This window comes from Dechloromonas denitrificans (assembly GCF_020510665.1).
Classification (GTDB): domain Bacteria; phylum Pseudomonadota; class Gammaproteobacteria; order Burkholderiales; family Rhodocyclaceae; genus Azonexus; species Azonexus denitrificans_B.
In genome coordinates this window covers 3,054,387-3,067,434 of sequence record NZ_CP075187.1, presented here as the reverse complement: position 1 = coordinate 3,067,434, position 13,048 = coordinate 3,054,387, and the positions used below count along the sequence as shown (strand labels likewise).

General features: G+C 49.1%; 8 protein-coding genes. 6 read left to right on the top strand and 2 right to left on the bottom strand.

The features are described from left to right. The first annotated feature begins 77 nt into the window (after positions 1–77). Entirely contained in the window at positions 78–1,250 is a 1,173-nt protein-coding gene (locus tag KI614_RS14475; protein ID WP_226406502.1) for a TniQ family protein, read from the top strand. A 248-nt stretch (positions 1,251–1,498) separates the two neighbouring features. Here the strand turns inward: KI614_RS14475 and KI614_RS14470 are convergent, their stop codons facing one another. Together KI614_RS14470 and KI614_RS14465 are read right to left on the bottom strand one after the other, a co-directional pair. Continuing rightward, entirely contained in the window at positions 1,499–5,296 is a 3,798-nt protein-coding gene (locus KI614_RS14470) for an ATP-binding protein (RefSeq protein ID WP_226406495.1), read from the bottom strand. 236 nt (positions 5,297–5,532) lie between these two features. Continuing rightward, the gene (locus KI614_RS14465; RefSeq protein WP_226406490.1) at positions 5,533–6,273 is read right to left on the bottom strand and encodes a hypothetical protein; all 741 of its coding nucleotides are present in this window, start codon (positions 6,271–6,273) and stop codon (positions 5,533–5,535) included. Between the two features lie 54 nt (positions 6,274–6,327). Between KI614_RS14465 and KI614_RS14460 the strand changes: the two genes are divergently transcribed. The 5 genes from KI614_RS14460 (at position 6,328) to KI614_RS14440 (ending at position 12,985) form a co-directional block, all read left to right on the top strand. After that, positions 6,328–6,621: a DNA-binding protein gene (locus KI614_RS14460; RefSeq protein WP_226406488.1), complete on the top strand. Its 294-nt coding sequence runs from the start codon at positions 6,328–6,330 to the stop codon at positions 6,619–6,621. A 94-nt stretch (positions 6,622–6,715) separates the two neighbouring features. Next, positions 6,716–7,417, top strand: a complete 702-nt coding sequence (locus KI614_RS14455) for a hypothetical protein (protein ID WP_226406486.1) — start codon at positions 6,716–6,718, stop codon at positions 7,415–7,417. Between the two features lie 356 nt (positions 7,418–7,773). Then, positions 7,774–11,136: a hypothetical protein gene (locus KI614_RS14450; protein ID WP_226406484.1), complete on the top strand. Its 3,363-nt coding sequence runs from the start codon at positions 7,774–7,776 to the stop codon at positions 11,134–11,136. A 406-nt stretch (positions 11,137–11,542) separates the two neighbouring features. Then, complete coding sequence (locus KI614_RS16435) at positions 11,543–11,749, top strand: helix-turn-helix domain-containing protein (RefSeq protein WP_226409366.1); 207 nt, start codon at positions 11,543–11,545, stop codon at positions 11,747–11,749. Positions 11,750–11,935: 186 nt separating this feature from the next. Further along, positions 11,936–12,985 carry a DNA cytosine methyltransferase gene (locus KI614_RS14440; RefSeq protein WP_226406482.1) on the top strand — a complete coding sequence of 350 codons (1,050 nt, stop codon included), beginning with the start codon at positions 11,936–11,938 and terminating at the stop codon, positions 12,983–12,985. Positions 12,986–13,048 lie beyond the last annotated feature (63 nt).

Sequence of the window (13,048 nt, the reverse complement as noted above, 5' to 3'; positions counted from 1 at the left end):
CTGCCCTCCGCTCGAAAGCTATTTCACTGTTTCTTGGGATTGGTTGCGCATTTTTGACTGCGGCAAAATTTGCATAAATGCATATTTATGCCAGAGAAAATTATGGGGGTTGTGTGTTGCAGTGGCCGATTCCGTTGCCGGATGAGACGCTCTATTCGCTGATTGCGAGGGTGGCAAAGTTGAATGGCATCGCCGATGCACTGGCGTTGTGCAACCAGTTTTCGCTCTCTCCCTCGTTGTCCGTAATGGATTGCAGGCTCGCCCCGGAAATTTTGTTCAGCAAAAATGATTTGCCAGCGAGCCTCTATTCGATGGTGGCCGAAATGACGGCTGTTCGAGCTGCGGCGCACTTGGCCGAGGCTGAATCGAGTATCAGCAATCAAATACTTGTGCTGTCGGACCCCGCGCAGGGCGGACTCTGTCGCTGGAGAATATGCCCAGTATGCGCGAAGGAGGATATTGCACAGTTCGGCGTTGCCTATTGGCATCGGCAGCATCAGTTGCCGTGTTCGCTAATTTGCGCCAATCATGGTGCGGTGCTTGAGAGATTTGAAATAGGACGAGCAAAGGCACATGAGCGCTTGTTTCTACCCTCGGATCTGAACGGCCATAGGCTAAATCAGCTTCCCGCTGGCGTTCTCGAGCAGCGCGAATTTTGGTTCGTATTAGCGAGGCTTGGAGCTGATGCACTTAACGATAAGGCGATTCCATATTCTCCTGCCGTGGTTCTTCGAGGCTTTAGAACTGGTATGAGACAGGCAGGCCTAATCACGAGTGGGGGATCGATTCGGAAGAAAGGCGCGGCTTATTCGTTCGCGCAAAAACTTTCGGCTATTCGCAGTCAAGGGGCCCTGCCGAGACATGACTCAGTGGCTCGAGCAGAAGGTCTGTTCCATGGAATAGTCGACTCCACGCGTCCACAGCCGCTGGCGAGACTGCTACTGGTCTATTGGCTTTTTGGTTCATGGTCAGTATTCAAGGAGCTATGCCGATGGGAACAGGTGCTCTCTTTGGGGGATGTGGCTATCAAACTCGCACCCGGTGACGTTTCCCTTCCGCTGTTACCGTTGGAAAAACACCGCGCTGTTTGCCTTGAATACAAAGCTACCCATGAGAATCCTGTACGAGCCGATTTTTTAATGAATCATCAGAGAAGCCACCGCTGGTTGCTGAATTACGACCGGCAATGGCTCGACAGCGAGTTGCCACTACCATTGTCTCGAAAAAGCCAACTTAACTTATTTGACTGAGGTTTTACGAGCCTCGTAGTCGCAGGTTGGTGTGAGTGGGTTACGTTAAATTCTGCGCGTAGGTCATACGTCACGATCGCACAACTCTTCTACTTAAAGCTGAGTTACTGGTCCGGTTTACGCCCCCGCTCCTGTGATTCCGTGACGGATGACCTATGGGGCCATCTCATTGGCGCTGGGTGCTATTTATGTATCTCGCTATTATCGGTGGTGGTGCTTCTTGCGGCGTGAGATTTCCTGATGAGTAATTATTCAAAGCTCTGATCGAACCTTCTGTCTCGCTCGGCCTCTTGGCGAATCCGTTCGTCAAGGTATTCGATGGTGGATTGTGCCCACTTCTTCACGTCAGGGTCTTCGCTATCTCTGAATAGCGATGCTAATTTACGGTAGGGTGCTAATACATTGGCAAGCGATCCCGACCAGGCGCTAGGGTGAAAACGAGATGCGAAAGCATTTAGGATAGCTACACGATCCGGAGCAGCATTTAGAATTTCTAGTGCTATTTCTGACCAACCTGTATCAGTGGAGCTACTGCTACAAAATTCAATTTCCTGCGCTAGGCGTGGAAATCGGTCTTTCGGTCGCTTTCTTGCCCACTCCAACAAAATCTCTTTCGAAACCTTGCCCACGGGGCTGCTATGAGTGTGATCGAAGCTCGATTGTAGAGGCAATATACGTTTTTTGTTTTTTCCTCCCAAAAACACATGGAGGGCTATCCAAGGGTGGAGTGAAAAAAGTGTTTCAGCAAGCTCCGCAAAGCGCCATGCTCCAGAGCGGTAGTTTCCCAGGGCACGAGCAAGGTTCCGGCAAACGGTAAGCGCATATGGTTTTGCACCATCGCCAACCAAGCATTGTTGTGCAATCTCATTCAGGGAATAGTCGAGGTTTGCGCAGGCATCACCAAAATCGAAGGAAGATAGTAATTCCCGGCCGGCCATAACAGTTTGAAAATCCAACGTCTTTTTTGCTGTGGAGTAATGGTGAATTCGCATTGAAACGATATCGACAGCGACCAAAAATCCATCGCTCTCCCTTGAAATATCAATTACCAAGCGTCGAAAAATTTCTGCAGGGACGCTATCAGATGCCCCAAAACGGATGCAGGAGTAATTAGCAATGGGTGCTGGACTCCTTCGGATAGCCTCCAGAAGGCGTAAAGCTCCTTTTTCACCGATATCAACGGAGCATTGAAGCTCGGGAAAGCGATGGCCGAGTTTTGGGTGATCGATGGCGTCATCGAGTATTCGCGGTATCGCGGCGGGCGAACGCTTTTCAAGTCCGTTCAAATAGCCGCAAAGCAGAGATACGTTGCGCTGTTCATTTGGTATCCCATTCGATTTGTCGACCAATTCTTGCCAAAATGACTCTGGCTCTGGTGCTCCCAGTGCCAAGCCTTTGCCGAAGGACCACTGCCGGCCATTTTTTTGAGTAAGGAGTTCTTCGATCAAAATATCTAAGGATGCGATGTTCTCCCACGGAGCATTCTTTCCAAGCAGTTCGACTATCTGGAATATTCTTTCGTAGATAGAGGTGGTTTCGGTAACGCTCTCCATCACCTCGATGTCTGCGAAGTCCAGTAGGTTTCCTGAGCCTGTTGCGAACGTGTAAGCCCGGACTTTCGCGATATAGCTCTTGGGGCGCAAGGCCTCTTCCAGATCTTGTAGTCTTGCCAAGTCATCGGGGGCCATAGTTTTGCCATCAAAGGTAAGGGCCGCTCTTACTCCGAGCCATCCTTTGGACCAGCCCTCGTCTCCGGCGATTGTTCTAAATAGGTCTTCCAACTCATTATCGATTCCCGCATTCATCCACAGCGTGCGAAAGCGTGTAGCAATAATTTCTTTCACTCGTTCTTTGTGAGGTGAACCGCCGACAATGAGATTCCGACACAGGGCAAGTGTTAATGAATACCAATTCTGAACATCGGAATGACTCGACGGTTGCCAGCCAAAATCTGTAGGGCGACCATCTGAGCCGCGTAAATGCATCGAGGAAAAATGCCAAGACTCAAGTAACTCATTTAGTGCATTGAGACCTGTTTCCTGGATTTTTGGATTTGAGTCAGAGAGAAGTTGCGTAACCAAGCCTAGCCGTTGGGAAATTAACGCCTTGGTACCAGATAGTTTGAGATGGAAGAGCTCTGCAAAAAAACTTCGTGCCGAGTTGTAGTTGTAATTGGGGGGTTCTGCAGCAAGAAACTGAGCAAGGGCATAGACAGCACTGTCAAACAGTTTTTCATCATATGCCGCAGCCCCCAATACACGCATCCAATGATGTCTGTTGGTCGCCTTTGTGGATAAAATCTGGTCGCAATTCTCCCCCGTAGTTGCCTTTTTGATGGCTGATAACGAAGCTTCAGGGGCAAGAAGCGCAACGTTTTCAAAGATGGCGATTCCGTGGTCGTTAAGCGTAGTAATGTTGCCGAGTGCAGATGGGTCATCCAACCATTGATTTGCAATTTGTTTTGCTGTTTCACTATCGTGAAGGTACCGAAGACGTCGACTGAATGATTTAAGTAAGCGCTCATGCCCTTTCTGCCACATTGCTGCCATTAGATGATTTCGAGGAATCCGATCCAGTGCATTCTTGGCTAAACGATTGGCAATCGCGTGAGGCAGAACAGCACGCCATCTAGAACGGCTTTGCACTAAGTCTCGACGCTTAATTTCTTCGACATATCGGAAGAGGGTCAAGTAATCCAAGGATGCAAGACTGGCCAGAACGCTTAACTCGCTATCCGACCCAATTCCTTCAATATCAAACGAGTAAACGAGGGAGCAAATTTCCGCAGCACGTAGTAAGTCATCCCCGGCTTGATTTCGCTGCTGAAATAGGCGCTTGAACAATTCGTTGTCAGTTAGTCGCGCGAGGTTATCTTGGCGATTACTATTGCGAGCTAAGGCCAATGCAATGCGCGCATTTCCCCCCGAAAATTCGGCAACTCTCGAGCGGTCAATTTGGCCAAGGTGGGGGGCAAGGCGCTCCAGGATATCTTCGATTGTCTTTTCAGATGCAGGCTCGAGCCGGAAGACTGCAGTATCTTCTGGCTCATCCTCTGTGACGTCGTATTCGATAGTGATGAGACTTACTGTCGGTGCCAATTGTCGAACTGCGTGGGTAAGGGTTCGGTGTGTCTCTGGTTTGCAGTTGTCTATGACTAAGATTGTTCGGCGGCGGGCTGCACCAAGCCGACAAATCAATTCTCGTGGTGATGGTGTTGGTTCTGCTCCTTCATCCGTATACATGACGATAGAGGTCGCCAATGGATCTACGCCAATATTTTCCTCGAAGAGGGCTTGAACAAGTCGAGTCTTGCCTACTCCAGATAACCCGACAAGGCGTAGTACCCCATTGCCATCTCGGAGGGCTGAACGCATTGCTTCAACACCTTGTGAAATTGACAGTATCTCTGCATCCTTATTACGACAGTCCGCTAAGCGAGTGCGCTCATCGATGAGATATGTTGAGTTTTGAGCATCGCCATAGGCCCAGTTGGTATAGGGCTGCCAGCCAATCAATGGTTCGCCAACTCGATCTCTTACCCATAGGGCCACGCCAGAGTATTGATTAACCCACTGAGCCAACCTACTTCGGTCATAGAAGTCTAGTTTTAGATTGTCACGAGAGGGGATGTCAGCTAATGCCGCTCCCATCGCTTTTAGTCTCCGACGATAAGATGCGTCCGCCAGGTTTTCGCCGGAGCTGACTATGATGTAAGCGCCACTACGGTCAGCGAGTTCTTTGATTGCCGGTCGAAGGACTCCATCAGGCCTCATCTCACGAGTGATTTCGCTAGCTGCCATGCTTGGCTTTTTGACTTGAAAGCCTGTTTCGGGTGCGGGGATGAAGTCAAATTCACTATCCGATTTAACGCTCGATACTCTGACGTCGATGCCTCCATCTGGCGCATCCTGGCTTCCTCCTGCGATAACAGACGATATCTTTAGTCCATTTCGGAGTGCTTCAGCTTCACACAAAAGCCGAACAAGGCTTCGAAGTTCGGAATCATCCAGCTTCTGGATGTGGCTTTCGGAAATCTCAAACATCATTTGCCGCTTTCTGGCTGCATCGGGGTGCCTAGCATAAATGACAAGCAACTTGCTGCTGAGCTTGCATCCTAAATTCCCAAAAATTTTGGATCTGATAGCTAAAAAATAGAAAGCCCCTCTATGGGAAGTGAGGGGCTTTCTGGAAATAGTGATTTTTGGAGGGAGGTGACCACTTAAGCTATTGGGTTCAGCGCAAGTGTTAGGTTGGGAGAATGCAGAGGAAACTTTTTGACCGGTTATGGCAGCTTCATCCGAGCTTCATAAGCTGCTCTTGCTTTCTCAATCTTATCTCCCTGCTCTCGAAGTATCTCATCGCGGTTCCAATCGCCTTTCAACGGCTCTTCGGTCGGCAAATTTGCATGCTGACGTAGCCGACGTACCAATTCCGATACTTCCAGTCCGAGTACAGAAAATCCATACTGTCGAGCCCAGAAATACTCAGTGTATTCAGGAGGATCGTCAAACTCGCTTACTCCTGATAGGTGATTTGCCAACTGCTCAACTTTATAGGGTAGGTTCAGGATTCCGTACATTAGATCAGCCGGCAAAACCTTCCAATCTACGTCCAATTCTAATGGGGAAAACGCAGGCACTTTCACGGTTGTTGTGTGATAAATGCCGTCGCTTCCTGCTGGCCGTCCCTCGCTCGTGCCGTCATCAAATGAGACTTGTACGCAGCCGTTTATGAAACGATCTAAGTGCGCAATGACGAGGATCGCAAGATAGCTCGATTCCTTATTGATGCGCTCATTCTCTCGTAGCGATTCGCGCTTCCACGTTAGCCGCCCACCCATCCATACCCCAAGCAGGCCCGATGCAGCTGAAATGATACTTGGTACGAAACTCCAATCGCTTGCCATATGGTTTTCCTCCTTGCGCGATATTACCCAAATTAGCACTAGTGACACCTTGTCATAGAGCCTGCTACGAATGCCGTGATCTAAATGACGATTTCCTGAGTTGATGTCTTGGATCATGACAAGTATCTTGATGATTATTAGCAGGGTTCAATTCAGGGCGGGGTGTTACCAATGGGTGAAATGTTGATGGAAGATGTCGTCGCCGCACTTCGTCGTAAGGATTCAAGTCTTGCGGCCCAGGTGTTGAGTGAATTTCTTGAAGAAGGCAATCAAGGGGAGCTGCTTGTGGCTCTACGCGAAATGACTGATGCGTTTGGTGATGCCCAGAATTTGGCGGAGCAAGTTGGGCTCCAACCCAGACAGTTTGACTGTCAGTTATCGAGTGATGGAGACCCATCGGTAAGCGATTTTTCTGCAATTTTGAAGGCCATGGGAATGCAACTTAGGGTTAGGAATCTCCGTTAGTTGAAAATTGTGATCGGTCTAAGGCCCTTAGAATCGCCGTATTTGGGGAAAACGTGACGGATGACCTACGGTTGTACTCGAGGGATATTTGACTATGGATTATGGTGATATCGCTTCATGCGATGCTTTGAGAGCGCCTGACAAAGCTTTGCTCGCGGATGAGCGAATGGAACCATTTGTGATCCTCGGTAAGGATGGGATACGTCAGGTAACGCTTGCGGAACGCCATGCAGAAATTTCCCGATATGAGTTGAGTAAAGAAGTTCCTCTGGATGTGCGAGTGCATTTTGAGAATGCGAGGAACCTCTATCTCTATGCTTGGTTTGTCTACCGGTTCCATGCAGTTTCGGAAGAGCATGCATTGGGATCGCTCGAATATGCACTTCGCTTGCGCTTAATTGCCGGGGCATTCGTTAGCGCAGCCAAGGGGGACAAGATGGGCTTGGCAGACCTCTTGAAGCGAGCAAAAAAGCACGATCTCATTCGCAACGAAGAAACCAAAAGCCGAGTAAGGTGGGCTACTGAACTAGCGAGGGATCGCCATAGCCTTCTCCAGATTGATGCCATGGGTCGTGCTGGATTGACCGAAATGGTAATAGACGATTCGAACGTCGCGCCGACTGAGGATGATTTGGCATGTGACTGGATATCTGTGTTTGTTGAGTCCTTGCCAACAATACGTAACGACTATGCCCATGGAAGTCAGACACTGCGGCCGACTGTGCTTCGGACATTCGATATTGTGTGCGATCTAATAAATCAACTCTTTACTAGCAGCTTCACAAGGGAGCGGTGACCGATATAGGGAGCGAGCTTTGAGCGACACGTCGAAATGAACAAATCATTAACGTCGAGTTGGTACGCTTGCTGTTCCTCTGTTCTTGCCCTGCCGATGGCCTTTGCTTTTCTTCTTCGTGAACTGACCAGCCAAATGTCGGAGGCATTCTGTGACGTGTCTTCTGGCAAATGCAAACAAATCGGCCTTTGCGGCCATTCGCTTGAGGCAATTAAGTCTGCCGAAATTAACGAATTACCTGCCGTTGAGCGTTCATGCAGTAGAACGGCAGGTTTCCGATCCACCGAAGTGGTTGAATGCTGGTGGCAAGCAGCTTCTTAGGAGGGGCTTCAAGAGCCAGAACGATGTAAATTCAAATGGACGAAACCTATGATGACATTTGGTCAATCAGGGCATGCAACCATTCTGATCAACTGATTGCAGAAAATATCGAGGGTTTGGTGTTGACAAAAAAGATGCGTGGTCCGATTGGGGGCAGTGCAAGTACCGCTGGAGCAAAGTATGGGGCCTCAATCGCTGCTTGGGCCGCGACCCGCATGCTGCTCGGGGCGCGTGCCTCTTTGCCTTGGTTGCTCCCACAAGGATCGTTTATTTGCGACCTCTGGTGCGAAAGTGAATCAGAGGTTGATGATCTTGTATTGAAGGTGATGCCACAAGCCAAAGTGTTTATCCAGATGAAACACGGCTTGGCAATAGGAAGTGAATTCGATAAAGCAATCGCGCAGCTTGCCAGGCAGTACGCAGATTTGAAATTTAACAGTAGCACTGATCGTTTAGTGATCGTCTCTGACCCAAGTGCATCAGGAAGCATTCGATGCGATTTTATAAAGGCGTTATCTTGGTTTCATAATCTGCCCGTTTCCCAGCCCCTTACGAACTTTCCACATGGAAAAGGTCCTTCTAGCGTCCTGGCTCGGGTGCAACGAATATTCGACAGCGAATACTCCAAACACCGCCACATTCCAACTGAAGTTGACTGGCGAGGTTTCCTTGGGGCAGTTCATCTGACCATACTTGATCCAATGAGTGGTAATGACTATCACGCATGCGTGGAGTCACTCAACACAATTGTCGCAAGCAGTACAGGTAACTTGGCATGGAAGGTGATCTCCGACCTATGCTTGGAGGCGGGGAGGTTACGACGTCCGATGGATGCGGCGGCGCTGATATCTCAACTTACGTGCGAAGGAATTTCAATTAGGCTCCGAACTGGGCAACAGCCTACGCTCACGGGGGTTTGTGCTGAGTTCAACAAGAGTCAAATAGCAGCACTAATCAAGCAAAAGCGCTACGACAAGAACTCGTATGTCATGCGAGCTGATCTCAACACTCAATTAAATAGGTTTCTTGAGTCGAATGAACACATCTTTCTAGTAGCGGGAGGTTCCGGCCAAGGCAAAACAACCTGGTGTGTTTCTCAGGCAGAGCAAGATGATGAGCAGATTCGTGTCTTAATACCTGCTGAATATATCGGATCTGATGACCTACATCTTCGTGACACTCTGGGTCGCTTTTTGAACCGGCAGGCAGAAGAGCTTCATCTTAGTTCTTTCTCTACTGCGGAAATAATCAACTGGTTTCGTTCGACCTCCTTGCTAATTTTTCTAGATGGCCTAGATCGAGCACTTATTCCTCGGAATACCTTGCAAAAATGGCTTCAAAATACGATGGCAGAGGCTGAAGACTCCGCAGGCCGCTTCGTATTTACAACACGTCCTGAGATTTTTGAAGTAGTTAAGTCGGCATTAGGATCCAAGCTGAAGATTGCCGGATTGGAGGAATTTTCGGAATTTGAAGCCATTCAGGCCGCTGAAAAGCTTGGGATTCCCGAACTTGCTAAGTATAGACACCCTCGCATGATGAGTTTCTGCGCAAACTTGTGGAGTATCGACCTTACGAAGTCCTTCCGCCCAGAGGAAGCCGTCGCTGCTTTCATCAAACACGCCGTTGCCGAGATTGCATTTGAATATAGTCTGTTAAGCGAATTGATAGAGATCGCTCTTGATGATCTTGGAATGGAGCTAGCGAATTCCCCATCCGGCCTCCTTGAAGCCGACAGTCTACGTCGCTTCCTGCTGCAACATAATTCGATATATATCGCTCTAAGAAAGTCCAATTTTTTATCCGTCCATCACGAAAGAGGCCGCTTGGAGGTGGACGAGATTGCAGAGCATTTGGCAGGCAGGCATGTTTGCATAAATGAGGAGTTAACGAACTGGAGTTCGATCAACGAATCCCCGCTAAAAGTGGGGGCACTTAGGTCAGCACTAGAACAGCTCGCGGCACGCGACCCAGCCGCAGCGTTCCCTTTTGTGGAGCAACTGGCAGAGACCTATATCCGCCTTGGAGATAAAACCTGCTTGTCGTTAGTCTGCTCCAGCATTAGTGCGCACACGGATTTGATTCCGTTTACAGATATCGCACTGCGTTTGGCTAATTCTTGGCGAAAATCAAATCTTTTCTCTTCCTGGGGGCCGGGACGTGCATTGCTTGACCTAGTGAGCAATTGCCGATGGAACGCAAACTTTCGGTTAAGTTTGCTCTGGTCACTAGCCAAGAATGAAAGTGGCTACGACTGGCGAACGAAGCATTGGTTAACCCCCAGTTATGCACCCAACTTTCACGTCACAGAATGGCGATCCCGTTTTCTTAAGGTAATAGCTGAAACTCCAGCCGAAAGCTTACGTTTCCTGCTGGACTGGTTCGACTCTGATATACCGCTCCAAGACACAAACGAAGCTGCCATGTGCAATTTGGCACAAGGCTGCTTCTTTCTGACTGCAAAATCGCGCCTAGAAACGGCCCTTGAGCTACTGGCCAACGACAAAAGGCCAAGTTGCCGCTTGATGCTAGATTACCTGGCGCACAGCTACCCTGAGCACATCCATCAAGTACTCTTGAATGGTGCGGATTTCCTTCCATTTCCGACTAAGGTAGGCCTAGCACTCGCTATGACTACTGACGATGGCCCGCATCCTGCAGCAACTCAACTGGCGCAACACTGGCTTCGCGTAGAGCGTCATCAAGCTGAGCAACACCTTCTGCTAAGAATACTGAGCCACGCAGGTGATGCCGCAGCCGCTCAGCAGCTTATTGCTTGTGAGAGCCTGGCATTAGAGGATATATCTGCCTTGTACGGACTAGCTGCTGATAACTTTTCCGAGGTATTGGACGAATTGCTAAAAAGAGAGGCAATTCGAGACCAAGTGCTTCACGGTTTAGCTGTTGGCAGACCTAAGGCTGAGCATGTTCTCCCTCTTAGTAGAGCACTTTTGAAGGTGTTTAATGAAACTCCACCTACAAATGAACTCGGAAGGCTCACTGAAAGCATCTTGTATGCAGCATCTGGCACAAATGAGCCTAAGGAAGAACTGCTAAAGTTGGTTGCTATGGTGATTGCGCGTGGTAATGCTGAAGTTCGAATGAATCTCGTATTTTTTGCTGCCGGGAACAGCGAGGATAGGATGCTCTCCGAGCGGAAACAATCACTTCAGGTTTCAGTCCTAAACATGCTCAAAGATCGTGAGAATGCTCCTGAAAATCTGAAAACACTTGCCCAGTTTCTCATCCTCAAACACTCGGAAGATTCATTTGTGCGATCTTATCTCTTGGAATTGGGACGTCGTCATCCGAACTCAATTTGCTTTTCCGACCTTGGAGGTTGGACAGCTGCGACTGAAAAATTGACGTCGTATCTGGATAAGGCACTTAGGGAATGACGTGCGTAAGAGACTTTTCCTGTCTTTAATAGACATCACGAGGCCTTAGTTGAGCGGCAGATAAGCCGTTGATTGCGGTCTGATTCAGTACCTCAGCTCAACGGTCGCTAAGGCCGAAATTGCGGCTTTGGCGATGGCGTGACGAGTGATAACAGTGTGTCCCAGACTATATTGGGTGCAACCTTCACGGTGGGAGTGGGGTGCTATCCCTGTGTCTCAGACATTGCTTGGCGTTTGGTTCCCTGTAAATGACGTGGATTGGAATCTTGGTGTCTCAGACTTAATTGCCGATGAACAGAATCGTGTTCTTACCAATTAAAGTCGAAAACTGCCTACCTCAAGGGGAGCCATTGCTTGGCTGCCAGCAAAGAACTGCTTTAACAAAGGAAATAATCAATTGATCGGTATGGTCACCAAGGCTCGTGTACTGCGTGCTGCCACAATCTTTCGGGAGCGAGGGATTAGCCAGTCGGAGGTAGCCGAAATTGTTGGGGCAAGTCAGCCTCAAATTAGCCGAATCCTCAAAGGAGACGGGATTCGAAGTCGGAAATCTCTAATTTCGACCGCTCGGTTAGTTGGGAGGAGATCAGCGGCGGCGTGTTGCCCAAAATGAAGCACCAATTAAGTTGGCAAGCCAAAAATCTTCAAATATCGATACTAATGTAATGGTACTTTGCATTTGATCTAGCTGTAGGCTATAAGGTTGACCAAATTTAAACTACGGGCAATCCTTACATGCGCTGTTTAATGAAGGACCGCACATGATCAAACTGATAGAACGACAGCATCTGTACTGCCCATGCAAAGCAACAACGAAACACTCATTGCACTAGACCTTTTTTGTGGTTCAGGGGGGGTCACCCTTGGGCTTAAGGATGCTGGCTTTAAAGTGGTAGGTGCGATCGATCTGAACACTAAAGCATGCGCGACATACCGCGCAAACCATCCAGAAGTACGATTGGTTGAGAGAGACATCCGAGAGGTCTCCCCGTGCGAGTTCGCCGATCTAGTACCCAAAAAACTTGATCTTTTGGCAATTTGTGCCCCCTGCCAGCCATTCAGCACTCAGAATCGCCACAAAAGCAAAGATGACACTCGCAACGATCTTCTTTCCACTGCCATACCATTCATAGAGACATTCACACCCAGCTTGGTGTTTATTGAGAACGTACCGGGGCTACAATCCAGCGATGTCTTTACATTCTTCACAACATGGCTGCATAAAATAGCTGGCTACGCAGTTTCCGAACCAATCAAACTAAACGCAGCCGATCACGGCGTCCCACAACGACGTGCCAGAATGATTCTGGTTGCGGCAAAAGGCGTACCACTGGAAGATGCAGTCAGAATTGCACAGGCAGAAAAGAAGTTTGTCCGAGATGCAATTGGCGACTTGCCCCCGCCATCAGTCGGCCGTACGGAGGCAAATCCTGATCCATTGCACTTTGCCAGAAAACATACCCCGCTCAATATCGTTCGTCTCCAGCACATTCCCAAGGATGGTGGCGGACGCGAATCCCTGCCCGATCATTTACAGCTCGCCTGTCACAAAGGCAAAAAAAGCTCATCGTTCTCGGATACATACGGCCGCATGCGATGGGGCGATGTTGCACCGACATTGACAACCGGCTGCACGGACATTACCCGGGGACGATTTGCTCATCCGGAACAGCACCGTGCCATCACCCTGCGCGAAGCTGCCAGATTACAATCGTTTCCGGATCACTATGTTTTCAAAGGTAATGCCAGCGAAATCGCGACTCAAATTGGGAATGCCGTTCCTCCTCAAATGATGCACTGCATCGCCCAAAGCCTGAAAAAGGCATTGACCCGCCAATCTAAAGACTAATCCCCCAGCAGCCGTGACATTTGCTCGATGGCACGGCTCGCCCTACCAGTAACGATATCCATG